This window comes from Prosthecobacter sp. GW821-HT29F12 (genome assembly GCF_058803405.1).
In genome coordinates, this window is the sequence record NZ_CM179517.1 from 3964070 (window position 1) to 3984840 (window position 20771).

Sequence of the window (20771 nt, forward strand, 5' to 3'; positions counted from 1 at the left end):
TCTCGCTGTTGCCACCTTGGCTCTCAATTTCCTCGCCCGTAGCGGCGGCGGGATGTGAGTCTCTGACAGTTTGTGCCACTCTCCATCCATCTTCCCTCCTCGAAGGGAAGATGGATTTTGCTTTCTTACAACTGACCGAAACTTCAGTCAGTGCCACGCAAAGTAGAAAAGAGCCCAAGCCGCGTGTGAAGCCATCGAGAGGGACATTCCATAGGTGCCCAGCGAACGCGTCAGCGTTCTGACGGAGTGGGATCGTCCCGATCCCTCACGCTCACGCACCGCCCAGCACTCCCGCACATGTTCAAACATGCCCCATCAGTCGGCAGACAGACTTGTTCTCAACGGAGCATGGGGCTTTAGGCATCCAATTCAACCTGCGTAGGACAATCTGCCGCCGTATGAAAGGACTGCTTCCAACGCTCCACTGAAAGAGTGCCTTGATGCCCGCCCGGGTTCGTTTTCCAGGTTCCAATAATCTCAAACAACAGGCAAGCCCTATTGCTTGCCACCGCGACCACCAGGATTGGGGTCCATGTCCAAGTCGAAATTGAATTTGGGGAAGTCCTTGAGCGTGAAGGAAAGCAGAAGGCCGAAATCAGAGATGCCATTGCCATTGTTGCGCGACATCAACCCAAAGGACGCAATCCAGCTGCTCAGGTCCTTTGAAAAGCTGTAGCTTTGGAATTGGAGAATGCCGTTGGTCGCTTCGTAGATGTGGTAGGTGTTGAAGCCGTAGTTCTCGTTCAACCGGGCGTAAAAGCGTGTGTAAACCAAGCTGCTGTTACGGAAGAAAGGATGGTCGTAAATATATTGATGCCCCAGCTCGATGGAGGTGTTTTTGCTCAGCATCCAGGTCACGCTGTTGTTGGCCTCAGTAAAGGCACCGACACCGCTGGTGATTGGCAACTGCAGATCTGACTTCACCGTCGCCCAAGGCACCGGAGACCAGAAAAGCTCATTGTACACATTGGACAGGCTGCGGCCATATTCAGGGTCTTGTCCAAAAATGTTCACATAGGTGTTCATTCCCGCCCAAGTGTAAGTCTGACTGTCGCCACCATCGGGCGTCTCCCAGAAACTGCCGTACCCGTTGCTTGACATGTAGTCACGCTTCGTTTGGAAAAGATTGCGGAATCCGACACGCGCCACATTCCATGAGCGGAGACTGTCCACGGCCGTAAACAGCGGAACATCAATGGAGCGCGGCCGGGTGGTCGTGGAAAGCCGGTCAATGGCAGGAACCCCCGCATTCTGACTGGCATCCAGATACGAATAGTTCAGGTAGGGCTGGAACACATGACGTATTCCATTGATCCCCAAGGATGGAACCTGCACATCACTCCAGTTTTTGGAAAGTTTGAAAGAGACATCCAGCCCAGCGCTGAAGATGCCCCGTGCGTAATTTTTCAGGCCCGTGGTGCTGCCCACAATGCCATTGTAGCTCGTTATGCCGGCACCAATTCTGGGCGTCACATTCAGCCAGCCCATGTAGGTCTTCGGGTAAAGCAGCTCGTGATACGTGTGAAAACGGGCATATCCAGGTTGCGCAAGTCTGCTGGAAATAACCCCCAATCCCTGGGTGATATCGACGGGCGTCAGTGCGGCAGTTCGTGGCGCTCCCACGAGGCCGAGGAAGGATGCAGGGGCGGTCCCCAGTGGATCCCCCATCACGCTCGGCAGCCCCAAAGCTCCTAGCGCCTGCAGGCGGATCAACTCCGCCCTTTCCTGCTGTCCAACCATTTCACCAATGATGCCTGCGGTGATGGTGCCTTGATGAAACACCCCGGAATTCCACAGAGGCCTGCGGGTGAAGTCGATGGAAAGCTCGGGAAGACGTGTCGTCGTCCGATAAAAATTGTTCAGCTTGAACTTCGCCATCAAGGTGGCGACGTAGGCCTCATTCGTGTGAATGAGTGAGATCTGATTGTCAGGCTCGCGATTGGTGCGGTAATCATTGAAGAAGAAATCTTCGTAGAAGTGGATGTCGCTGATCTTGTTGATGTCGAAATCAAGATACCAGGTGCTCACATCCGGGCCCGGAAGGTAAATGCGGTGCTGAAAATTGACCCGGTATCTGTTCTGCGGCACAGGGTAACGAATGGCACTGGTGGCATTCGTTGTGGGGTCGGTGTCACGGACACCATACAGCTTCAGAGTGCCAAAATTCTGCCGGTTGGCACTGTGACGTGCTGAAAAGAAATCCACGCCGGCACCCACACCACGCTTGCTGCGCAGATCAAATTTGTATTTCGCGAAGGTATGATCTCCATGTACAACCGCCATCTGGGTCAACAAGAACGCACCCCAGCGGCTTTGAAAGCCGGGGCCAAAGCGCATGCTGCTGTCTTCATCCAGTGATTTGGTGATTTGAGGCAGCCACAGAAACGGCGTTTTCCCAGCGTACATTTTCACATCCTTGAGGATGGCCTTATCCTCTGGATAAACCGTCAATTCTTTGACTCGAAGATGGTAATTCGGGTCCTGCACATCATGCGACGTAAACGTCACCCCTTTGGCATCGATCCGGTTTTCAAGCTTGCTCCCCGAGTGGAAATCCTCCGCCTTGAAGAAAAACATGCCCGATGTCCTTCTGAACCCGCCGCCAGTAGGGCCACCACCGGCTGTGATGCCTGTTCCAGCAATGCTCTGTTGGTTGCCTGCACCAATGCCAGTGATCACATTGCGGCCTGACATCTCACCCGTGATCGAGTTGTAGGTGATCGAATCCCCGTGGTAAAGCATTCCATCCCGCCAAATCGTCACTCCATCCTTGGCAACGACCTCGCCCGTAGATTGATTATACTGCGCACTGCCGCAGCGCATTTCGACATCACCGTAATGAATATGCACATCACCCGTCACTGTCGCGACACCCGTTTCAGGATCCATCGTAGTGGTTAGACCACGAATGTTTAGATCGCTCGTGAGACTGTCGAGAAGGGATTGCCCGTTCGCCGCCCCGGCCATGGCCAAGGCGCAAACGAGGACCGTCACGCAAAATTTTGAAAAAATCATAACACGAGAGGACATCGCCCTACACAAACAGGCAATGAGAGCGACCTAAATAGGCTACCGGGATCACGGTGACAAGAAAAAGCCGGACTTTTTTCGCTTCAGTCGTCCTCGCGTCCGGGACGCACGGGGCATACCCCTTTTTTGCTCGGGGCTTGGACAAACTCCAGCAGCCGCCGCGCTTTTTCCGGCCACTCTTGGGTCAGCGCCTGCTCCACAGCCTGCGTCAGGTTCAATCCCCCGCAAAAAAGCTGCTGAAACAGGTCTTTAATCGCTCCGCGCTCCTCCGCAGTGAACCCCTGCCGCCGCAAACCAATCACATTCAGCCCGGTGATACGGTTGATGCGCTGTGCGGCACAGTAGTGGGGGATGTCTTTGCTGAAGCTGCCGTTTCCCTGGATCACGCAAAAATCTCCGATTCTCAGGAACTGGTGAAACACCGCCCCGCCGCCTATGAAGGTGTTGTTCCCCACGTGAATATGCCCGCCCAGCAGGACTGCGTTGGCCAGGATGTTCCGGTCCCCCAGCTCCACATCATGCGCCAGATGGCTGCCCACCATGAGATAGTTGCCATCACCGATCCGCGTCGCCGTTCCCGCCTTGCTGCCGCGGTGAATCGTCACGTGCTCGCGAATCACATTCTTTTTGCCCAAAATCACGCTGCTTTGGGTGGCGGGATCAAAGCCCAGATCCTGCGGCTCCCCGCCGATCACCGCCCCGCGTCCGATCCGCGTCCCCTCCCCCACGATCACGTGTCCCACCAGCTGGGCATGCGCCTCAATCCGGCATCCGGCTGCCACCACACTCGGCCCTTCGATCACCACATAGGGGCCGATCTCGGCAGCGGGGTCGATTTGGGCGCTCGAATCAATCAATGCGGTCTTGTGGATCATGCGCCATGACCATGGATGCCCCCTCGTCGGGGATCAATCCTGACTTGCAGCTCATGCAAACTTCCTCTTGGCAGATTGCCTCACATTGCCTACTGTTCGCGTTCCGCAACGCAGCACCAGGAGAGGTGGTCGAGTGGTTTATGGCTCCAGTCTTGAAAACTGGCGTGGGTTTATCCCCACCGTGGGTTCGAATCCCACCCTCTCCGCGCGAAAATCTGAGCGACTGGGTACATCGCACAAAGCAACAAATGCCCCCGCAGCTCAAAAGCGAAGGACGGGCCACTGTTGTCAGCCAGCCCACACCTTATTCCACTTTCGGACTCCCTGCGCCCGACTCACTCCGCCATGAGGCAGAGTGCCGCTGGCCGGACTCGAACCGGCAAGGGAGTTACCTCCCAGCAGATTTTAAGTCTGCTGTGTTTACCATTTCACCACAGCGGCGTGGGGGAATGCCTGCGCCGCGCAGTGTAGCGGCAATGTGCGCCGTCTCAATAGCTGAAAATCTCGCCGTCCTTGAAAAAGCGCTTCAGTTCGACTGCGGCGGCTTCTGGGGAGTCGGAGGCGTGGACGACGTTGGTCATCTTGTCCGTGCCGAAGTCACCACGGATGGTGCCTTTGGGGGCGATCTTGGAATCCGTCGGGCCCAGGAGGTCGCGCACATGGGAGATGATGTTCTCACCGCTGATGGCCACGGCAATCACGGGCTTGCTCTTCATGAAGCTGGCCACGTCCGGGAAGAAAGGCTTGTCCGCGATGTGCGAGTAGTGCTCCTTGAGCAGTTCATCGGTGAGCTGGATCATCTTGCAGCCACGGACGCGGAAACCCTCGTCTTCGAGACGCTTGAGGACTTCGCCATTGATGCCGCGTGCGACGCAGTCGGGTTTGAGCAGGATGAGGGTGGTTTCTTGGGCCATGAGGGTCTTGGGGGAAAAAGGGTGCGTACACTGCCGTCCGCCGCTGCATCCGTCAAGGCTGGGAATGTTTTGCCAGATCGAAACGCGGCGCTAGGCTCTGCGCCGCCTCACTCTCTGCGTCATGCCTGCACGCTCCTACGCTTTCTTTGATCTTGATCACACGCTGCTGCCGTTCGACACGCAGGCGCTCTTCTGCAACTTCGTGCTGCACCGCGAACCCTGGCGTGTGCTGCTGCATGGATTGTTCGTGCCAGTCGCACTGGCTCGCGCCTGTGGCCTGGCCAGCACCGCCACCGCCAAGCGCGCCTTTTTGAGCTACCTGCGCGGCATGCCTCGCGAGCGTCTGGCGAGGTACGCACGGGAGTTTGCCGAAATCTGCGTGCCCAAGTGGGCCTACCCATCTCTTCGCGCCGAAATCCTCCGCCACAAGCACCAGCACCGCGTGCTGGTGCTGAACACCGCCAGCCCCGACTTCTACGCGCACGAAATCGCCCGCGCCCTCGGGTTTGATCACTGCATCGCCACGCGTTTTGAGGTCGGTGCCAAATTTCCCGGCATGCCCCGGCTCGTGACCGGGAACAACAAGCACGCGGCCAAGATCGCCGCCATGGAGGAGGTCGTGCCCGGCCTGACCGAACTCACCGACCAAGAGCGCGCTCACAGCTGGAGCTACTCTGACAGCGCCGCCGATCTCCCCCTGCTCGAATACGCCGGCTACGGCGTGCTCGTCCACCCCTCCCGCAAACTCGCCGCCATCGGCAGGCAGCGCGGCTGGGCCATCCTGCACCCCGAGCGCCCCTACGACAACAAGCTCGGAGACATGCTCCGCGTGGTGCTGCAGATGTTCGGTTTGCATCCCGAATGAAGCGCGCCCTTGCTCAAGCCGCAGATAGACTTATGATCGCGCCGGTTTGGCGAGGCACCCGTAGCTCAGTGGATAGAGCAGCCGATTTCTAATCGGCTGGTCGCAGGTTCGATCCCTGCCGGGTGCACCATGCTGGAAGAGGCCGCATGAAAAGAGGGTGGGTTTACACCCCATGGCGGATGCAGGGCTGGTAGTCGAGTTTGAGGCTGCGAGCAATGTCATCCATCCTGCAATCCACCCGCAACCAGCTGATGCGGCAGTCCAGGCACCTTCATCCCCTGCCCGTCATCGCTCTTTTAAAACTCCCCCACTATGCCCGCAGACGACGTCACTCAAACCCCTGCGGCATTCCCAGAGCAGGTCGCCATGCCGCCCGTCCCCTTCGAGGATGTGACTCAGCGCGTGGAGCTGCACATTCCCTGGGTCACCTTCATCAAGGTGTTTGCTGCAGCACTGACCGCCTATGCCATCTACGTGCTGTGGCCTCTGCTGCTGCTGGTGTTCCTCGCGCTGTTTCTCGCCGTGACATTGCATGCGTTCGTGGATTGGCTGGACGGCAAAGGCATGCAGCACTGGGCCAGCCTGTTGCTGGTCATCGGCGGCTTGTTGACGTTAATGATTTTCAGCCTGGCGCTCATTGTTCCCACGCTGCTCGACAGGGCGACCACCTTCAGCCACACTCTTCCGCAGTTGTACGATGATGCCTTCAAACAGCTGCCCCTCAGCACTGCCATGCGTCTCAACATCACTCACCTCGTGGGCAGCGCGAACTGGTCCGAGGCCTCCGACTGGCTGGGCAGTTTCTGGTCCGCAGGAGGCATCGCGCTCAGCGGTATTTCAGAAGTGGTGCTGATCCTGGTGATCGCGCTGTATCTGGTGGTTGATGGCAGCAAGACCTATGAATGGCTGCTGGCCTTCTTCTCTCCTCTGAAGCGTGCCAAGCTGCGCCTCACATCGGGAGAAATCTCCGAGGTTATCTTTGGTTATGTCACCGGGCAGTTCATCACCTCCTTGCTCGTCACGGTGTATGCCTTTATCGTGCTGGCCGTGCTCAAGGTGCCGGGCGCCCTGATGCTGGCGCTGCTGGCCGGCTTGCTGGATGTCCTGCCTATCCTGGGCTTCATCATCGCCACGGTGCCTGCATTTCTGCTGGCTCTGAGCGTGTCTCCCAGAACGTCATTGATCGTCGTGGGCTTGTATCTGCTGTTTCATGCGCTCGAGACTTATTACATCGTGCCCAAAGTTTATGGAAAGCACCTTCGAGTGTCCACCCTTACCGTGCTGCTGGGGCTCCTTGCAGGTGTTCTTCTGGCAGGCATTCCGGGCGCTCTGGCCGCACTGCCGATCCTGGCCTCCTACGCGGCCATCGAACGCATCTGGCTGAAACCCTTCCTGCGGGACGGCGTTTCAGAAAAACATGAACTGCAGAAAGACCAGGCGTTTGGTGACAAAGCGTAAACAGCCCATGAAAACGGCTCTTGTCATGCTGCGTGAGACGTTCCGTCAGTGGGACGCCCACCGCGTGCCCAAAATGGGCGCAGCCCTTTCTTTCTACACCGTCTTCTCACTGGCGCCTCTCTCCATCATCGTGCTGTCTTTGCTCAGTCTCGTGGTGGAGCGCAATTCAGCGCGCGCTGAAATTGTCAGCCAGTTCAGAAACTTCGTCGGCAATCAAGGCGCGGAGATGATGGAGCTAATTCTGCGCGAGACAGCCGCGACCAGCACCGGTCTCTTTGAAACTCTGACAGGCTTTGTGATTCTGCTCGTCGGTGCCTCGGGTGTGTTTGGAGAACTGCAGGATTCGTTGAATCAGATCTGGGGCGTGTCCTCAAAACGCCACCCCGTTTTCACGCTGGTAAAGGAGCGCGTCTTTTCCTTCGGCATGGTGTTTGTCATGGGCTTTCTCATGCTGGTGTCCCTGCTCTCTTCCGCAGCCGTCGCGGTGGCAGGCGGCCGCCTGCATGCGCGGTTTCCGGCTTTGGACGGCCCTTGGGCCTGGGGCAATGATGTGATCTCGTTGCTGGTCGTCGCCCTGCTCTTTGCGCTGATTTTTCGTCTGGTGCCCGATGTGTCCATCACGTGGAAGGATGTCTGGATCGGAGCCTTGATTGCCGCGGTGCTGTTTGAGCTGGGCAGATTCCTCCTCGGCTTCTACTTTGGGCGCAGCGCGTTTGCCTCCAGATACGGAGCGGCCGGCTCTCTCATCATCATCCTGGTCTGGGTGTACTACTCTGCGCAGATCCTGTTCTTTGGGGCGGCATTCACACGTGTCTATGCACTGACCCATGGCTCGCATCGAGATGATGACAAACTGACCGCCGCCCTCTGATTCTCCATTTGGACCCCTACGGGTTATACCCCATGGCAGGCACAGGCCGGCGCGGACTAGTGTGCCTTCTCGACCAACGAGGAAACGAACCGGCTCATCTGCATCAAGAGCCAGCCGGGTTAGAAACAGACACTTATGAAATTCACATTCACTTTTATCATCATCGCCCTGGCGTTCTCGTGCGGAAGCCTGCGAGCGCTGGACATGCCATCAACCCCTCGCCCACAAAACCTTCACCCTCAGCAAAGCTTCACCGAACTCGCAGGCCGCCAGGTCTGGAACTACCAGAATGAAATGCTGGGTCGGATCAAGTTCATCACCGCCGATTTGGAAAATGCCCGCCTCGTTGAGGTGGTCATCGCTTCAGGCGGCTTCTTCGGTCTCGGTGGAAAACTCACCTCCGCACCGCCCCGCGCGTTCAAGCTGGATGAAACCCAGCAGGTGATGCGGCTGGATATGAGCAAGGAACGCTTTGATGCTACACCCCCGTTCAAAACTTCCAACACGGCCGCCTACTCCGACAAGGCACGTGTGGCAGCCGTCATCCGCCACCATGGCATGCAACCCTGGTTTTATCTAGACGGGCAGGCGGGCAGCAAAAACTCCGAGATCCTTCATCTAGGCCATGTCGAAAGGACTGACCGCATCCTCGGCATGCCGATCAAAAGCCCCCAAGGGCAGTATCTGGGTCAGGTGAGTGGTCTGCAGCTGGACCTGCCTAAAGGGCAGATCCTCCACGTGGTGGATGACACGCAGGCCATGGGTGACAATGGCACCTACATCCTGCAGGCCAGAGCACTGCGGTACAATACCAGGCACAACGGTCTTGTTTTGAGTGAGAACCTCAAGACGCTCAAAGGCGAACCCCATTTGCAGTGGGTCGGCAGCAGCCGCCAGTCTTTCCGGGAGGAATCATTCGTCAATCGCAAGGCGCAGGCTGATCACGCGCCCAACTCCAGGCAGAATGCCCAGGCGAGCATTGACAGCAAAGCCACCGCGATGAAGCAGGGGGCCAGTTTCCGTGACGTGCAAAAAACCAGCCTGATCAACCAGCGCATCCAGGCTGACCCACGCCTCTCAACCAATGCCAAAAACGTGGAGGTCATCACGCTCAATGCACAGACCACGCTGCGGGGCCATGTGAACTCTGACGCAGACCGACGTAGAATCGGCGAGATCGCCATGAAGGCAGGCAGGCCTGAAAATGTGAGCAATCAGCTCGAAGTCAGGCCAGTCCGCGCTGCGCGATAAGCAGTCTCAGACATCTCATCTCTCATATTTTGCCGGTGTTCTCTATGGGAACACCGGCTTCGTTTTTAGGCTCAGTGCTCGGTGTCCACCTTGACCAGGTGCACTTGGAAAAATCTCGAGACTTCAGCGAACTGCTCATTGTTCAGCCGAAACCAATGCCCTTTGTCAGGCACCACGATGAGCTGGGCTTCGACCCCGGCTCCTTCAAGGGTACGGAAGAACCACTCGCTATGCTCCACTGGAATGATCCTGTCACGTTGTCCATGGATGATGAGGAACGGCGGCAGTGAGCGGCTGATGTGGTAAACTGGACTCGCATCAGCAGCCAGATCGATTTTTTTCTCAATCGACCCTCCGAGCAGTTTCTCAATCAGTTTTCGCCCAACGCTGTGTTTCTCATACAGGCTCCCCAATTCAATCAGATCGGTCACTGGATACAGCGTGCACACTCCCTGAATTCGCGACTTCCCCTCGGTGGCGGCGAGCAGGGCTGCCAGCTGCCCGCCCGATGACTCCCCGCTCGCTCCCATGCGCTTGGCGTCGATTCCATAACGTGCGCCGTTATCCCGCAGCCATTGCGCAGCGGCGCGGCAGTCCTCCAGCTGTGCTGGATACACTGCGCGGTTGCTCATGCGGTATTGAATGGAAGCCACCGCGATGCCTGCACTGGTAAGATCCCGCATGATAACGTGATAGCCCTTGCTGCCAAACCTCCAGCATCCGCCAAACATCCACAGGACCACCGGCGCGGACTTGGCCGTTTGGGGCACATACAGATCCATGCGCAGCTTGTTCCCGCCGGGCGTCGCAAACAGAACATCGCGGTAAATTTTTTCACCCGGACGCGTCGGCCTGTAGGTGGAGCAGCCCGCCAAAAGAAGGACGGCGGTGAGACAGTACAGCCAGCCAATACCTGCGGCGTTTTTTCCGATGGCTGAAACCTGCTGAGGATCAGGAGCGCGTGTGAGCATGGCATGACATATACGCATGCTGCAACTTGTCAGCCATGTCTGTATTGCGGTGTCTGCCAGATCATCCTGAAATTAGACTGCAGCACGATGACAGTACCTTTCACAAGAACGACTCAAGCATGAAGGGCATGCTGCTCGCCGCCAGCTGCGGCAGGATTCCGCCGCTCCATGCACTGGTGCAGATGCCGCACGTCCATCTCACGCGGCAGCGCCCGCGATTTGAGCGCCGCTTTGGCAATGGCCTCGTTTTCCGCTTCGCGCAAATCGTGGCCTTCCACCAGACATTCCATGAGGAATCGTCCGGTGGTGAGATGATGAATGCTGGCGTGGTAGCTCATGAGGGTGAGGCGGCGAAGGTGGACAGCTTAGTAGTAGCGACGATCACGGCGGCCACCGATGTAGTTCCCTGCCAGTGCGCCGACACCGGCACCTACAGCGGCTCCGCCAATGCTACGTGTGGCAATACCACCGACCGCAGCACCACCCAGGGCGCCGATGGCAGTGCCGTTGCGGGCGTTGGGTCCGTTGGTGCAGGAGACCAGGGATGCGGACGAGAGTAGAATGGCGAAGTAGATTGTTTTCATGGATAAAAGTTAACCGTGCACGCCTCACTTCGCCATGGGGTGAAACCCGACTCCGAAATAGACCAAAAAAATCCCGCGCCAAGCACGGCGCGGGATCAAGGGTGTCAGTGCGAATTTGCTCGACGAGCTTTATTTCGTACGCACCACCAACACGCGGCGGTCCTGCTGCATTTGCTCTTCATTGCCCTGGGGAAACATGGGGAACATTTCGCCATAACCATGGGCGCTGAGAGAGCTGGCAGGAATGCCGTAGGCTTGGGTGAGCACATCATACACGCTCTTGGCACGGGCGGCTGAAAGCGCCATGTTGTCTTCGTTCGTGCCATCGGTGCTCGTGTGACCTTCGATGTCATAGACGGAGCCGGGCTCCGTCTTGCTGACGGCAAGAATCACATCCGCGACCTGCTGGAGCGCGACTTTCGATTCTTCATCCAGCAGCTTGGCCGTGCCCTTCTCAAAGAGCACAGGGAGCGTGACAAAGGGCATTTCGCGGCTTTGTCCCTGCTCTTCCACGATCACCACATTGCGTTCTGAATTGTACACCCGGCGTGGCTGGCCTGGTGTTTCAACGACGGTGGTCGTCTTGGTGGTCTGCACACTGGGCTGCGGTGTCTGCGTAACGATCACCACCTTCGGTGCCGTGGAAAGCTGGCGGCTGATGACGGTGGCGTCCAGCGGACGCACCAGAACAGTGGACGGGGCAACCACCACGACACCTGCCGGTATGGCAGGAGGAGAGACAACGGTGACCTGGGCATGCAGGGGAAACTGCACGAGGCAAAGGGCGGACATTAGGAACAATGAATTTTTCATAGGATTTTTAGACGTGGACTTGGTTTCGATTAACAACCTCATGTCTCGGCGGACGCACGCTCTTTCACCATGGGGTGAAACCCGACTCGCTGCCGCAAGGTGGGGTTACACCCCATGGTGGCAGAAGAGAGGACAATCTACTCTGCGTCCATGAACCACGAACAACCCTTCCAGCCCGCTGAGTCCTGCCTCCGGCGCTCACTGGCTGACCTCAAGAACTTTGCACAGCGAGAACCCGGCCAGGCCGTGGCAGCCGCCGTCGGTGCGGGGCTACTTATCAACATGCTCCCCACCCGCTGGGTCGCTGGCACAGCAGCCGTCGTCGGGGCCATGCTCGTGCGGCCCGTGTTGCTGTCACTGGGTGTCACCAAAGCCATGGAACTCTGCTGCAAGAACACTTCCCCTAAAGACCACTCATGAACACCCCCACTGATATTCCTGCCGACATTCACATCCCTTCTGCAATGACCAAGTCCGCCACCCAGCTTGAAAACTGCGCGCGCCAGCACCCGGGCAGCACCATTCTGCTGGCAGCGGGCCTCGGCATTGCCGCCGTCCTCATCGCACGCGCGCTGACTCCCCCTCCTCCGCCGAGAAGTCGTGCGGTGCACTTGCTGGAGGACATCCAGCAGCGCCTTTCCAGCCTGGCTCAGCAAGGCACACAGGCTGTAGGCAGAGGAGTGGACAGCATTGATGACCTCCATCTCGACCGCTCATTCGGCAAGCTCAGCAGCAAGTTCAAAAATCTGTTCCATTAAATCCTTTCGCACACACCCCATGAAAACAACTTCCATGAATTTCAAACCCATGCTCGGAGCCGCCGCACTCACTGCCTTCGGCCTGCTTTCACTTGCCCCCGCCACCCAGGCCAAAGACAAGGGCGGCAAAGGAAACAACGGCAAAGGCCAGCAACATGGCAATGGCGGCCATGGTGAGCACGGTCGTGAGCAGCCCCACGGCAATCCCCACAACGATCATGACCAGCAGGCGTATCACGCGCATCCAAGCACGAAGTTCAAACTGAACAAAGGCAACGGTCATGCAGGCCCAGGCTATTACTACGGCCCGCCAAACATGCCTTATTACTATGAGCGTCCAGGCGTCAGCTACTACCCCAGTCAGGGCGCCATTCCACAGCAGTTCCGCAATCAGGACGCCTACCGCATGAACTCCGATGACTATCGGGTTCAGCAGGCGCTCTCCCGCTTGGGTTATTATCAAGGCTCCCTTGATGGTCGCATGGGGCCGCAGTCGATGCGCGCCATCAGCAACTACCAGCAGTCGCAAGGCCAGCAAACCACCGGACTCATCAACGCCGTTCTGCTGCGCGCGCTGGGTCTGCAATAACACGCCGCGCTGAACCGCGCACTGCACATGCATTCACGCAGGCGGCCTGACGCAAGTCAGGCCGCTTTGTTTTTGCCTCGATGCCTTGCAGTAGGGTTACACCCCATGGCTGCCGCAACCCCGGCGCCGTAGGTTCACTCCTATGACAACACTCGAAATCAAAGGCGACTGGAACATCATCAAAGGCAGCCTCAAACAGAAATGGGCGACGCTCACCGATGACGACCTCCAGTTCGTTGAAGGTAAGCAGGATGAACTGCTGGGCCGCATTCAGAAACGCACCGGCCAGAGCCGTGAGGCAGTGGAAGCAGCCATCAAGGAATACCGCGCCGCTCTTTCCGCTTAATTTTCCCCATCAGCCTGAACCAGTGGCGTTGCTGCCAGACCAGACCGGTCGGCAGCAACGCTTTTTTATGACTGAAATGACGAACGGTGCTCGGTGACGGTGACCTGCATGTTCTGCATCGTGAAATTGCCAAACATCGTGGCCAGGGCCACATCGGCGGCATCGCGGCCGTAGGCGACGACGATGCGGTTGCCACGCGTCATGCTTTCCGTGGCGTCAAACGTAAACCAGCGGCCACCGATGTAGGCCTCGAACCAGGCATGCAGATCCATCGGAGAAAGCTGGTGCAAAAAACCCACCACCATGCGCGCAGGCACATTGATGGCACGGCACAAAGCGATGCCCAGATGCGCGAAGTCACGGCAGACGCCCCGCCGTGTGTTCAAGGTTTCCAGCGCCGTGGTGAAGCTGTTGCTGGACCCGTATTCATAGTGGATGTTCTGGTGCACCCAGGTGCGGATCGCGGCAACGCATTGGTAATTCGGCGGCAGATTGCCAATGATGGACGTGGCCTGCGCCGGCAGCTCATCAGACTGGCAATAACGGCTGGGCAGCAGGTAGTGCAGAATGTCCGGCGGGAGGTTTTGCACCAGCATCAGCGGCGCATAAATATCTTCATCCACCCGGTCCGCGACCTGGACGCGATACTGCACGGAGACATGGAAATCCCCCGGAGGCATGACGGTTCTCTGGCAGAGATTGCCATACACATCCGTGAACTCGACCACCGGCACTTGTGGGGAGATTTGAAACTCCTCGCGCATGATCCACTGCGCCCAGCCGCTGCGCGGACGCAGCATGAAAATGGCCGGCACCTCTGCCATGAGCTGGTAGTCTAGCTTGCAGGTGGCATCGAGAATCATGCTGCCACTTCGTTCGGCATGGCCAATGAGCAACCTGAATCACAGCCTGGGCAGGGTTATACCCCATCGCACTCATGCAGCATATGCCTTAACACTCATTCTATGAAACCTTTCGTTCCTCGTGCGTTGGCACTTTGCTTTGCGCTGTTTGCTTGTGCACCGCTGACCGCTTCCGAGATGGACTCCCAGATTGAAGCCGCCGCCAAAAACTCCTACGTCTTCAAAAACTTTCTCAAGGATGACGCGATCAAGACTGAGTCCAAAGAGGGTGTGGTGACCTTGACCGGCATCGTCCATGACGATTCGCACAAGCAGCTCGCCCAGGAAACCGTGACAGGTCTGCCGGGCGTCAAGAGCGTGGCCAACCAGATTGAAATCAAAGAAAGCCCGCCGGCCAGTTCCGACACCTGGCTCTACTTGAAAGTGAAAAGCGCGCTCGCCTTTCATCGCAGCGTCAGCTCCTACAACACGAAGGTGGAGTTGAAAGAGGGGGTGGTGACACTCACTGGCGACGCCGCCAGCCAGGCGCAGAAAGACCTGACCACCGAATACGCCCAGGATGTGGAAGGCGTCAAAGAAGTGAAAAATGAGATGACTGTAACTGGCAAGCCTGCGGGCCCCACTCTTGCCGAGATTATTGATGACGCCTCCATCAACGCCCAGGTGCGCATGGCCCTGCTCACGCACCGTTCCACCAGCGCCTTCAGAACCCTCGTCGCCACCACAGATGGCGTTGTCATGGTGGGCGGATTCGCCAAAAACACCGCTGAAATAGATCTCGTTACCAAGCTCGTCACCGACATCCACGGCGTGAAAAGCGTCGTCAACAACATGGTCGTCGAAACTGGTGCCGCAAAAAACTAAACCCACGCTGAATCGCGGTCGGACAGCACGCAAACGCTCTGCCCGGCAGATTCTCCATCCACAAGGAAAGACACCCATCTCATGCTTACAACCCTCGCCATCATTCTCATCGTCCTCTGGCTGCTCGGTCTCGTGACCAGCACCACCATCGGCGGCTTCATTCACATTCTGCTCGTGATCGCCGTCATCTTCATCCTCCTGCGCCTCATCCAAGGCCGCCGCGTCCTCTAAGTCACTGTCCATTTTATGAAAACACCCGCCATCTTCGGCATTCTGCTCATCATTCTCGGCGTTGCTGCCTTCGCTTACCAAAGCTTCACCTACACCACCACGGAGAAGGCCATCGACCTCGGCCCCATTCAGGTGACGGCGGAAAAGCAGCACACCATTCCTCTGCCTCCCATCGTCGGAGCCGTCGCCCTCATTGGTGGCGTCGTGCTGCTGATGCAAGGCCGCAAAAGCTGAACCCCCAACGACCATGACCATCACCAAAAGCTACGGCATGCTCGCGCTTGCCATCTATCTCCTCCTTGTCGGACTCAGCGGTGTCTTCGGCTTCAACCTCGGACAGCTCAACGTTCTGGTGCCCATCACGGCACTCGTTGCAGGTGTCTTGATTCTGATCGGCCGGTGATACCCAGCCTAATTTATACAAAGCCGGGTTGCTTATCAGCAGCCCAGGCTGTCTGCTGCAGAATGACGCAGCCATTGAGAGGTTTATCCTGAGCACTTCCATTTCGCCGCAGCGCATCGCCTTTCTCGGCGATTACCTCCCGCGGCTCTGCGGCATCGCGACCTTCACCCATGATCTGAGTGAAGCTGTCGCTTCTGCTTCTCCTTCCACAGATTGTTTTGTCGGAGCCGTCAATGACCGAGTGGAAGGCTACGATTACCCGCAGCGCGTACGCTTCGAGCTGCTGGAGAAGGATCTCGACTCCTACCGTCGTGCGGCGGACTTTTTGAACTTCAGCAACGCAGACGTTCTGTGCGTGCAGCATGAGTTCGGCATCTACGGCGGCCAGGCGGGCAGTCATCTCCTCACGCTGCTCAAGGAAGTGCGCATGCCGGTGGTCACCACGCTGCATACCGTGCTGCGCGAGCCGAACGCCTCACAGCGCAAGGTGATGGATGAACTCGTGCGTCACAGCGACCGCGTGGTGGTCATGGCGCACAAAGGCGCGGAAATTCTGCGTGAGACCTATCACGTCCCGGACTCAAAAATAGACATCATTGCACATGGCATCCCGGACATGCCGTTGATGGACTCAAGCTGCTACAAGGAGCAGTTCGGCGTCGAAGGCCGCAAGGTGCTGCTCACCTTTGGCCTGCTCGGGCCAGGCAAAGGCATCGAGCATGTGATCGAAGCACTCCCGGAGATCGTGCGGCAGCATCCAAACGTCGTGTACCTCATTCTTGGGGCCACCCATCCGCAGCTCATCGCGCATGAGGGCGAACGCTACCGCCTGAGCCTCGAACGCCTCGCCGAAGAGCGCGGCGTGAAGGAGCACGTCATCTTTTACAATCGCTTCGTCTCACTGGATGATCTCAAGGAGTTCATCGGCGCCACGGACATCTATCTCACGCCTTATCTGAATGAAGCGCAGGTGACCTCCGGCACGCTGGCCTATGTGTTTGGCGCCGGGAAAGCCGTCGTCTCCACGCCCTACTGGCACGCACAGGAACTGCTGGCGGATGGACGAGGCGTTCTTGTGCCGTTCCGGAATCCGGCGGCCATCACCGCAGGTGTCTGCGGACTGCTCGATGATCCCGCACGCATGGAAAAGATCCGCCATGAAGCCCACGCCTTGGGCCGCGCAATGATCTGGCCTGCCGTGGCGCAGCGTTATCTGGAATCCTTTCAGCATGCGCGGGCAGACCGCAAAACGGCACCACGCACAGCCTTCGCCGGCTGGACCTTGGGCAACAGGCCCTACGAGCTGCCACCTCTGCGCCTGGACCACGTCGTGCGCATGAGCGACGGCACCGGCATCTTTCAGCACGCCATTTTCAACGTGCCAAACTTCCATGAAGGCTATTGCACGGACGACAATGCGCGCGCCTTCATCCTCTGCACCATGCTGGATGAACTGGGCGGCCAGCCGCCCGCAGAGAACCTCGGCCGGCTCGCTACCAGCTACCTCGCCTTTCTTGCGGCGGCGCTCGACTACGAGAGCGGACGTTTTCGCAATTTCATGAGCCATGGTCGCCAGTGGCTCGAAGCCGCCGGCAGTGAAGACAGCCACGCGCGTGCGCTTTGGGCCGCAGGCAATGGCGCGGGGCGCTCACGCAATGAGGGCCACAGCCGTCTCTCCGCCCAGTTGTTTGAGCGCGGTCTCACCGCAGTGATGGATTTCACTTCGCCTCGGGCCTGGAGTTTCACCCTGCTGGGCATTCACGAATACCTGCGCCGCTTCCCCAGCAATGCGGCCATCAACGCCATGCGCGTGACCCTCACCGGCCGCCTCGTGTCGCTTTGGAACGCCTGCGCCACGGAGCACTGGCCATGGTTTGAAGACAGCGTGACGTATGAAAATGCACGCTTCTGCCAGGCGCTCATCCTCAGCGGCCAGTGGATGCCAGACCCGGTCGCACTGGAGATCGGTCTCAAGTCGCTGCGCTGGCTCGTGTCCATTCAGAAGACGCAATCCGGCTGCTTCCGCCCCATCGGCAGCAATGGCTTCTACCACCGCGATGGTGCCCGTGCCGACTTCGACCAACAGCCTCTCGAAGCTCAAGCGATGATCGCCGCGTGCAATGAAGCCTCCCGCGCCACCCAGGATGCCTCCTGGTCACGTGAGGCCAAACGCGCCTTCGAATGGTTCCTCGGTCGCAATGACCTCGGCCTGCCTCTCTACGATTCCACCACCGGCGGCTGCGGCGATGGACTCCACCACGACCGCGTGAATGAAAACCAGGGCGCTGAGTCCACCCTCGCCTTCCACCTCGCTCTCGCGGAGATGAACTGCGCGGAACATTTGATCACATCGCCACCCGCCTCATGAGTTCAGTCACCATTCGCCGCCATGACATCACCTTGCAGCCTGAATGCGGTCGCGTCATCATTCGCCCCTTCATCCCGGGCAAACCGCAGATCCGGGCCAACATCCTGGCTCGAGCGCTTGCACTGAGTGAAGCAGAGGCCGACCTGCAATTGCAGGCCATCCTCGCGGAATTTGCCTCACGCCACTTCGACATCGAATCCCTCCTCCTCGCTCACTATGAAAAAGTGCGCGAGCAGATCGCCCCGCAGCCCACGCTCTCACGCGTCCGCCAGCTCCTCATCGGTGCCTTGTTTTCCGGCGAATACGCGCTGGAGTCCGCCGCATTGTTCAATCCCTCCATGGTGCCGCATCCTGATCAGAGCGGAGTGATCGAGGGCGGACTGCGCTTCATCATGAGCCTGCGCGCCACGGGTGAGGGCCACATCTCTTCCATCGAGTTCCGCGCCGGCATCATCGCCCCGGATGGTTCCCTCAGTGTTGAGCCTGTCTCAAATTTTGTCGCGCTGCCGGAGGTGGTGCCCAATCCCACGTATAAAAAATCCCGCTTCATCACAAAACTCCAGGAAATGGGTTTCGTGGACGGCTATGCCACCGCCGTGATGGATCCGCTGGCTGAAGCGTTTACCCTTCATGAGCTCGACGAAAGCGTGCAGCGTGTGCGTCGTGAATCCAAATCCGTCAGCCGCGATCTCCGCCGCGCATTGGAGTGCTTCCGCTGGCTTGCTGACTCGAACTACGAGCTGAACTTCTCCTCCAAGCTCGCCCTGAGCGAACGCATCATCTTTCCTGTCTCGCCCAACGAGACCAACGGCATAGAGGATGCCCGCTTTGTCCGTTTCATCGAGGACGACGGCTCGGTGATGTATTACGCCACCTACACCGCCTACAATGGCAGGGCCATCCTGCCGCAGCTCATCGAGACGCAGGACTTCCTGCACTTCCGTGTGCTCACGCTCAACGGCACGGCAGTTCAAAACAAAGGCATGGCCCTGTTCCCCCGGCGCATCGGCGGCCGGTATGCCATGCTCTCGCGTCAGGATGATGAGAACCTCTTCATCATGTTCTCCGACAGCCCACACCACTGGAGCGATCCCCAGATCATCCTGCGTCCCTCGGAGATGTGGGAGTCCGTGAAGATTGGCAATTGCGGATCACCCATCGAAACGCCAGCCGGCTGGATTGTCATCACCCACGGTGTCGGCCCTATGCGCAAATACTGCATCGGCGCAGTGTTGCTCGACTTGCTGGATCCGACACAAGTAATCGGCCGTTTGTCCGCGCCGCTCCTCTCCCCCGAAGGCCATGAACGTGAAGGCTACGTGCCCAATGTCGTCTACAGCTGCGGCTCCATGCTGCATGGCCGCGAGTTGATCCTCCCCTACGCCATGAGTGACAAAGCATCCGCGATTGCCACCATGCAGGTGGACGAACTTCTGGCAGCCCTGCTGGCCAGCGGAAGCTGAGCCCGCCACACCATTCCGACGGCCGGCAGTTGCTCAGCGCGCCTTGGGGCCTGCGGTTGACTGCCCTTGCGACTCCCCTTGTTGCTTGCTTTGCCCCGCCTTCCCCATGCCCAGTGCAGCACCGACGCTCTGCTTGGCCCCCAACGTGCGGTCGGTGGCGTCGATGTCGTTGTCCGCATCGATGTCCAGTTCCTCACGGTCATCACTCTCGATGCGGCCATCGTGGTCCAGATCGCGTGAAGGGTCGTCCGCCAGATCGATGTCGCCATCTCCATCGAGATCGCGTCTACCATCGGTCTTTTTGGGAGTAGGCATGGCTTACTTGATGCCGTGCCCATGCTTGCCGGGGGCCTGTTTCGGGCCGAGATCCACCCCCTGCGCGGCCAGTGTGTCACGAACGCTTGTCACTCCAGAGCCTGCTTTTTTGCCCAACTCCTTGCCTTTGGCAGCGCCTTCTTCGCCAGCAATGGCTCCGCCGATGGCACTGCCAATGTTTCCGCCAATGCCGCGCGCGTGATCGATGGCCACATTGGCCGCCTGTCCGGCAGCATTGCCTGCGATCTTGCCGAGCATCTGTCCCACGGACTTGCCTTTTTCACCAAGCACGGCTGAACCAAGCATGCCGCCGACTTTTTTGCCAAGACTGCCGCCAACGTCCAGACCGCCGGCTTCCTGCTTGGCACCCTGCTCCCGGTGACCACCGATGATCGGCCCGCCCGCTTGAGCAGCCTCTGTGGCGTTGGGACCGAGTCGTCCCGGCCCCACCTGCGTGCCTACAGCGCCGTCTTTTTTACCTTGGCCAAAAAGGTTTTTGATGCCCTGGCCAACCGCTTCCCCGATCATCTGCCCTTCCTTGGAGCCACCCGCACCGGAAAGGATGCCCTGCATGCCGGCTTGCAATTTCTCGGTGGCTGTCATGGGCTTTTGTCCAATGGCCTGCGTCGTGCTCCCAAGGTAGGTGACCTGCGTTCCCGGGCCTTGCACAGCAGGGGCGGGAGCGCCTTGCGCTTGCTCCGCAGGTGCCTGCGGCTGCTGTTGATCGGCAGCCTGGGCTTTTTGGGAAGGCTGGGCCGGTACCCATGCCTGCTGAGCAGGCTGTTTTGGTTCCTGCTGCGGTGCGGGGGCCGGTGTGGGGCGCTGCGCACCAATCACAGGTCCGCCTTTTTTGTCGGTGTCTTCAGGCATGGGCTAGAGAGAAAAGGTTAAGCTGATTAGCCGGACCGGGATCAGGTGTGCCGAGAATTCGTGCAGATA

At 58.5% G+C, this 20771-nt stretch carries 24 protein-coding genes and 3 tRNA genes; 16 read left to right on the forward strand and 11 right to left on the reverse strand.

Features of this window, described 5'->3' with window-relative positions:
• Window positions 1–495: 495 nt before the first annotated feature.
• Together lptD and lpxA are read right to left on the reverse strand one after the other, a co-directional pair.
• The gene (gene lptD / locus AC3RLQ_RS16325) at window positions 496–2994 is read right to left on the reverse strand and encodes an LPS assembly protein LptD (RefSeq protein ID WP_493029753.1); all 2499 of its coding nucleotides are present in this window, start codon (window positions 2992–2994) and stop codon (window positions 496–498) included.
• A 119-nt stretch (window positions 2995–3113) separates the two neighbouring features.
• A complete protein-coding gene (gene lpxA / locus AC3RLQ_RS16330; RefSeq protein WP_493029754.1) occupies window positions 3114–3905 on the reverse strand; it encodes an acyl-ACP--UDP-N-acetylglucosamine O-acyltransferase in 792 nt (263 codons plus the stop codon).
• A 119-nt stretch (window positions 3906–4024) separates the two neighbouring features.
• Here lpxA and AC3RLQ_RS16335 point away from each other — a divergent pair.
• A tRNA-Ser gene (locus tag AC3RLQ_RS16335) sits at window positions 4025–4111 on the forward strand.
• Window positions 4112–4261: 150 nt separating this feature from the next.
• On the opposite strand, the gene AC3RLQ_RS16340 is transcribed toward AC3RLQ_RS16335, so the two are convergent.
• Both AC3RLQ_RS16340 and ndk read right to left on the reverse strand, forming a co-directional pair.
• Window positions 4262–4346: transfer RNA gene (locus tag AC3RLQ_RS16340), tRNA-Leu, on the reverse strand.
• Window positions 4347–4393: 47 nt separating this feature from the next.
• The gene (ndk, locus tag AC3RLQ_RS16345; RefSeq protein ID WP_397380930.1) at window positions 4394–4819 is read right to left on the reverse strand and encodes a nucleoside-diphosphate kinase; all 426 of its coding nucleotides are present in this window, start codon (window positions 4817–4819) and stop codon (window positions 4394–4396) included.
• A 121-nt stretch (window positions 4820–4940) separates the two neighbouring features.
• Here ndk and AC3RLQ_RS16350 point away from each other — a divergent pair, with 121 nt between their 5' ends.
• From AC3RLQ_RS16350 to AC3RLQ_RS16370, 5 genes are all read left to right on the forward strand, one after another.
• A complete protein-coding gene (locus tag AC3RLQ_RS16350; RefSeq protein ID WP_493029755.1) occupies window positions 4941–5684 on the forward strand; it encodes an HAD family hydrolase in 744 nt (247 codons plus the stop codon).
• Window positions 5685–5738: 54 nt separating this feature from the next.
• Window positions 5739–5814, forward strand: a tRNA-Arg gene (locus AC3RLQ_RS16355).
• A 182-nt stretch (window positions 5815–5996) separates the two neighbouring features.
• Window positions 5997–7142, forward strand: a complete 1146-nt coding sequence (locus tag AC3RLQ_RS16360) for an AI-2E family transporter (RefSeq protein WP_493029756.1) — start codon at window positions 5997–5999, stop codon at window positions 7140–7142.
• Between the two features lie 7 nt (window positions 7143–7149).
• Complete coding sequence (locus tag AC3RLQ_RS16365; protein ID WP_493029757.1) at window positions 7150–8013, forward strand: YihY/virulence factor BrkB family protein; 864 nt, start codon at window positions 7150–7152, stop codon at window positions 8011–8013.
• 204 nt (window positions 8014–8217) lie between these two features.
• Entirely contained in the window at window positions 8218–9264 is a 1047-nt protein-coding gene (locus AC3RLQ_RS16370) for a BON domain-containing protein (RefSeq protein ID WP_493029758.1), read from the forward strand.
• A 71-nt stretch (window positions 9265–9335) separates the two neighbouring features.
• Here AC3RLQ_RS16370 and AC3RLQ_RS16375 read toward each other — a convergent pair whose 3' ends face one another.
• The 4 genes from AC3RLQ_RS16375 to AC3RLQ_RS16390 form a co-directional block, all read right to left on the reverse strand.
• Entirely contained in the window at window positions 9336–10235 is a 900-nt protein-coding gene (locus AC3RLQ_RS16375) for an alpha/beta hydrolase fold domain-containing protein (protein WP_493029759.1), read from the reverse strand.
• A gap of 113 nt (window positions 10236–10348) precedes the next feature.
• On the reverse strand, window positions 10349–10573 hold the full coding sequence (locus tag AC3RLQ_RS16380; protein WP_493029760.1) for a hypothetical protein: 225 nt from the start codon (window positions 10571–10573) through the stop codon (window positions 10349–10351).
• A 27-nt stretch (window positions 10574–10600) separates the two neighbouring features.
• The gene (locus AC3RLQ_RS16385; protein ID WP_493029761.1) at window positions 10601–10819 is read right to left on the reverse strand and encodes a YMGG-like glycine zipper-containing protein; all 219 of its coding nucleotides are present in this window, start codon (window positions 10817–10819) and stop codon (window positions 10601–10603) included.
• A 129-nt stretch (window positions 10820–10948) separates the two neighbouring features.
• Window positions 10949–11611 carry an OmpA family protein gene (locus AC3RLQ_RS16390; protein WP_493029762.1) on the reverse strand — a complete coding sequence of 221 codons (663 nt, stop codon included), beginning with the start codon at window positions 11609–11611 and terminating at the stop codon, window positions 10949–10951.
• Window positions 11612–11782: 171 nt separating this feature from the next.
• On the opposite strand from AC3RLQ_RS16390, the gene AC3RLQ_RS16395 reads away from it, so the two are divergent.
• From AC3RLQ_RS16395 to AC3RLQ_RS16410, 4 genes are all read left to right on the forward strand, one after another.
• Window positions 11783–12052, forward strand: a complete 270-nt coding sequence (locus tag AC3RLQ_RS16395) for a hypothetical protein (RefSeq protein ID WP_493029763.1) — start codon at window positions 11783–11785, stop codon at window positions 12050–12052.
• Window positions 12049–12390, forward strand: coding sequence for a hypothetical protein (locus AC3RLQ_RS16400; protein WP_493029764.1), 342 nt, complete (start codon window positions 12049–12051; stop codon window positions 12388–12390). The genes AC3RLQ_RS16395 and AC3RLQ_RS16400 overlap by 4 nt, the downstream gene beginning before the upstream one ends.
• A gap of 19 nt (window positions 12391–12409) precedes the next feature.
• Complete coding sequence (locus AC3RLQ_RS16405) at window positions 12410–12979, forward strand: peptidoglycan-binding protein (RefSeq protein WP_493029765.1); 570 nt, start codon at window positions 12410–12412, stop codon at window positions 12977–12979.
• A 142-nt stretch (window positions 12980–13121) separates the two neighbouring features.
• On the forward strand, window positions 13122–13325 hold the full coding sequence (locus AC3RLQ_RS16410; RefSeq protein WP_422323223.1) for a CsbD family protein: 204 nt from the start codon (window positions 13122–13124) through the stop codon (window positions 13323–13325).
• A gap of 65 nt (window positions 13326–13390) precedes the next feature.
• On the opposite strand, the gene AC3RLQ_RS16415 is transcribed toward AC3RLQ_RS16410, so the two are convergent.
• Entirely contained in the window at window positions 13391–14188 is a 798-nt protein-coding gene (locus AC3RLQ_RS16415; RefSeq protein ID WP_493029766.1) for a transglutaminase-like domain-containing protein, read from the reverse strand.
• Between the two features lie 102 nt (window positions 14189–14290).
• Here AC3RLQ_RS16415 and AC3RLQ_RS16420 point away from each other — a divergent pair, with 102 nt between their 5' ends.
• From AC3RLQ_RS16420 to AC3RLQ_RS16445, 6 genes are all read left to right on the forward strand, one after another.
• Window positions 14291–15052, forward strand: coding sequence for a BON domain-containing protein (locus tag AC3RLQ_RS16420; RefSeq protein WP_493029767.1), 762 nt, complete (start codon window positions 14291–14293; stop codon window positions 15050–15052).
• Between the two features lie 81 nt (window positions 15053–15133).
• Complete coding sequence (locus tag AC3RLQ_RS16425) at window positions 15134–15283, forward strand: lmo0937 family membrane protein (RefSeq protein WP_422323229.1); 150 nt, start codon at window positions 15134–15136, stop codon at window positions 15281–15283.
• 15 nt (window positions 15284–15298) lie between these two features.
• The gene (locus AC3RLQ_RS16430) at window positions 15299–15517 is read left to right on the forward strand and encodes a YidH family protein (RefSeq protein ID WP_422323231.1); all 219 of its coding nucleotides are present in this window, start codon (window positions 15299–15301) and stop codon (window positions 15515–15517) included.
• Between the two features lie 13 nt (window positions 15518–15530).
• Window positions 15531–15686 (forward strand): hypothetical protein, encoded by a 156-nt coding sequence (locus AC3RLQ_RS16435; RefSeq protein ID WP_493029768.1) that lies wholly within the window; start codon window positions 15531–15533, stop codon window positions 15684–15686.
• An 88-nt stretch (window positions 15687–15774) separates the two neighbouring features.
• Window positions 15775–18054, forward strand: coding sequence for a glycosyltransferase family 4 protein (locus tag AC3RLQ_RS16440; RefSeq protein WP_493038735.1), 2280 nt, complete (start codon window positions 15775–15777; stop codon window positions 18052–18054).
• A complete protein-coding gene (locus AC3RLQ_RS16445; RefSeq protein WP_493029769.1) occupies window positions 18051–19517 on the forward strand; it encodes a glycoside hydrolase family 130 protein in 1467 nt (488 codons plus the stop codon). The genes AC3RLQ_RS16440 and AC3RLQ_RS16445 overlap by 4 nt, the downstream gene beginning before the upstream one ends.
• A gap of 33 nt (window positions 19518–19550) precedes the next feature.
• Here the strand turns inward: AC3RLQ_RS16445 and AC3RLQ_RS16450 are convergent, their stop codons facing one another.
• Window positions 19551–19832, reverse strand: coding sequence for a hypothetical protein (locus AC3RLQ_RS16450; RefSeq protein ID WP_493029770.1), 282 nt, complete (start codon window positions 19830–19832; stop codon window positions 19551–19553).
• 3 nt (window positions 19833–19835) lie between these two features.
• Entirely contained in the window at window positions 19836–20702 is an 867-nt protein-coding gene (locus AC3RLQ_RS16455) for a hypothetical protein (protein WP_493029771.1), read from the reverse strand.
• Between the last annotated feature and the right edge of the window lie 69 nt (window positions 20703–20771).

Coding starts and splice junctions, on each gene's coding strand:
- lpxA (WP_493029754.1), bottom strand. CDS start 3,905: ATGATCCACAAGACCGCATTGATTGATTCGAGCGCCCAAATCGACCCC.
- ndk (WP_397380930.1), bottom strand. CDS start 4,819: ATGGCCCAAGAAACCACCCTCATCCTGCTCAAACCCGACTGCGTCGCA.
- AC3RLQ_RS16350 (WP_493029755.1), top strand. CDS start 4,941: ATGCCTGCACGCTCCTACGCTTTCTTTGATCTTGATCACACGCTGCTG.
- AC3RLQ_RS16360 (WP_493029756.1), top strand. CDS start 5,997: ATGCCCGCAGACGACGTCACTCAAACCCCTGCGGCATTCCCAGAGCAG.
- AC3RLQ_RS16365 (WP_493029757.1), top strand. CDS start 7,150: ATGAAAACGGCTCTTGTCATGCTGCGTGAGACGTTCCGTCAGTGGGAC.
- AC3RLQ_RS16370 (WP_493029758.1), top strand. CDS start 8,218: ATGCCATCAACCCCTCGCCCACAAAACCTTCACCCTCAGCAAAGCTTC.
- AC3RLQ_RS16375 (WP_493029759.1), bottom strand. CDS start 10,235: ATGCTCACACGCGCTCCTGATCCTCAGCAGGTTTCAGCCATCGGAAAA.
- AC3RLQ_RS16380 (WP_493029760.1), bottom strand. CDS start 10,573: ATGAGCTACCACGCCAGCATTCATCATCTCACCACCGGACGATTCCTC.
- AC3RLQ_RS16385 (WP_493029761.1), bottom strand. CDS start 10,819: ATGAAAACAATCTACTTCGCCATTCTACTCTCGTCCGCATCCCTGGTC.
- AC3RLQ_RS16390 (WP_493029762.1), bottom strand. CDS start 11,611: ATGTCCGCCCTTTGCCTCGTGCAGTTTCCCCTGCATGCCCAGGTCACC.
- AC3RLQ_RS16395 (WP_493029763.1), top strand. CDS start 11,783: ATGAACCACGAACAACCCTTCCAGCCCGCTGAGTCCTGCCTCCGGCGC.
- AC3RLQ_RS16400 (WP_493029764.1), top strand. CDS start 12,049: ATGAACACCCCCACTGATATTCCTGCCGACATTCACATCCCTTCTGCA.
- AC3RLQ_RS16405 (WP_493029765.1), top strand. CDS start 12,410: ATGAAAACAACTTCCATGAATTTCAAACCCATGCTCGGAGCCGCCGCA.
- AC3RLQ_RS16410 (WP_422323223.1), top strand. CDS start 13,122: ATGACAACACTCGAAATCAAAGGCGACTGGAACATCATCAAAGGCAGC.
- AC3RLQ_RS16415 (WP_493029766.1), bottom strand. CDS start 14,188: ATGATTCTCGATGCCACCTGCAAGCTAGACTACCAGCTCATGGCAGAG.
- AC3RLQ_RS16420 (WP_493029767.1), top strand. CDS start 14,291: ATGAAACCTTTCGTTCCTCGTGCGTTGGCACTTTGCTTTGCGCTGTTT.
- AC3RLQ_RS16425 (WP_422323229.1), top strand. CDS start 15,134: ATGCTTACAACCCTCGCCATCATTCTCATCGTCCTCTGGCTGCTCGGT.
- AC3RLQ_RS16430 (WP_422323231.1), top strand. CDS start 15,299: ATGAAAACACCCGCCATCTTCGGCATTCTGCTCATCATTCTCGGCGTT.
- AC3RLQ_RS16435 (WP_493029768.1), top strand. CDS start 15,531: ATGACCATCACCAAAAGCTACGGCATGCTCGCGCTTGCCATCTATCTC.
- AC3RLQ_RS16445 (WP_493029769.1), top strand. CDS start 18,051: ATGAGTTCAGTCACCATTCGCCGCCATGACATCACCTTGCAGCCTGAA.
- AC3RLQ_RS16450 (WP_493029770.1), bottom strand. CDS start 19,832: ATGCCTACTCCCAAAAAGACCGATGGTAGACGCGATCTCGATGGAGAT.
- AC3RLQ_RS16455 (WP_493029771.1), bottom strand. CDS start 20,702: ATGCCTGAAGACACCGACAAAAAAGGCGGACCTGTGATTGGTGCGCAG.